Origin of the sequence: Streptomyces adelaidensis (genome assembly GCF_016598475.1) — a bacterium.
In the GTDB taxonomy this organism is placed as follows: Bacteria; Actinomycetota; Actinomycetes; order Streptomycetales; family Streptomycetaceae; genus Streptomyces; species Streptomyces adelaidensis.
On sequence record NZ_JAEMUX010000238.1, the window covers coordinates 1 to 1,296 of the forward strand.

3 protein-coding genes are annotated in these 1,296 nt (G+C 71.8%); 2 read left to right on the plus strand and 1 reads right to left on the minus strand.

All coding sequences use genetic code 11. The features are described 5' to 3' along the window. The coding region (locus tag I8N67_RS41550) for a hypothetical protein (protein WP_234047120.1) at window positions 1–183 on the plus strand (183 nt) is incomplete at its 5' end. 31 nt (window positions 184–214) lie between these two features. Here the strand turns inward: I8N67_RS41550 and I8N67_RS41555 are convergent. Next, window positions 215–541 (minus strand): hypothetical protein, encoded by a 327-nt coding sequence (locus I8N67_RS41555; RefSeq protein WP_200309537.1) that lies wholly within the window; start codon window positions 539–541, stop codon window positions 215–217. Window positions 542–629: 88 nt separating this feature from the next. Here I8N67_RS41555 and I8N67_RS41560 point away from each other — a divergent pair. Further along, window positions 630–1,296: helix-turn-helix domain-containing protein (locus I8N67_RS41560; RefSeq protein WP_234047121.1), on the plus strand; the 667-nt coding region annotated here is incomplete at its 3' end.

The following is a 1,296-nucleotide window of genomic DNA, read 5'->3' on the forward strand; positions in this document are numbered from 1 at the left end:
TTCCCGAAGCGTTGCATGCCCTGCAGCTTGATCCGCTCCCCCGCCGCCCTCCGCGTCGGCCAACCCGCCGCCCTGCGCAGACCCACGGAGGAGAGGGAGGAAGCATGGGCCGACGGCGCGCTGTTCTTCGTGCTGCCCCACCCCCTACTAAGTGGTCTGCGTCGTAAGTCCTTCGGGGGTTGACGGCGGAGGCGGTGGTGTGGCCGGCGTCTGGTCAGATGTCGGGGGTGGCGAGGTGGAGTCGGCAGGCGCAGTCGAGTGCGTCTGCGGGGGTGCCTGTGGGGCTGCCGGTGGGCAGCAGGGAGTCCTCGTAGCGGTCGCTGCCGGCGTAGTAGAGGGCGAAGCCCCACGTGCCGACGGCGCCGGTGTAGCGCAGTCGCATCAGCTTGACCTGTTCGCCGTCGGCCAGTTCGGCCTTCACGTAGGCGAAGGCTCCGCGGTGGCGGACGTGCAGCTGCTCCAGCTGCGGCCAGGCGGTGCGGGCATGCTCGCCGAGGCGCCCCTCCAGCGAGAGCCGGGTGTGTTCCGAAGGCGTGGGCATGGCGTCCATCCTGCCCGACAGGGGCGATCGTCGGGTACGGCAGGCTCTGTCCTGTCGTGATCCACTTCTCCTGATCGGCCTGCCTGCCTTGCCCGTTGCCACCGCACGCCCGATAGCCCTGCGCGCCGCCGAGCGCGAGCGACTGAAGAAGATGGCCTACGGCCACAAGACCGAGTACCGGTTACGCTCGCGCGCGCAGGTGGTGCTGCACGCCGCACGGGGACACTCCAACGCCCGCATCGCCCGGGAAACGGGCCTGCACCTGGACACGGTCCGCTGCTGGCGCGGCCGGTTCGCCGAGCACGGTCTCGGCGGGCTGAGGGACCGCGAGCGGTCCGGGCGGCCACCGTCGTTCACCGCGCTGCAGACAGCCCAGGTCAAGGCCCTGGCCTGCCGGCTGCCGGCCGAGACCGGGGTGCCGCTGTCGCGCTGGTCGTGCCCGGAGCTGGCCCGCGAGGTCGTCGCCCGGGCGATCGCCGGCTCGGTCTCCGCCTCCACCGTGCGCCGCTGGCTGACCGACGACGCGCTCAAGCCCTGGCAGCACCAGTCCTGGATCTTCATCACCGACCCCGACTTCCGCACCAGGGCCGAGCGGGTGCTCGACCTGTACGCCCGCACCTGGCAGGGCAAGGCGCTCGGCGCGGACGAGTACGTCATCAGCGCGGACGAGAAGACCTCCATCCAGGCCCGCTGCCGCTGTCACCCCACCCTCGCCCCCGGCCAGGCCCGGGCTATGCGCGTCAACCACACCTACG

Excerpts from the sequence above, each read along its gene's own strand:
- I8N67_RS41555 (WP_200309537.1), bottom strand. The coding sequence starts at position 541 with ATGCCCACGCCTTCGGAACACACCCGGCTCTCGCTGGAGGGGCGCCTC.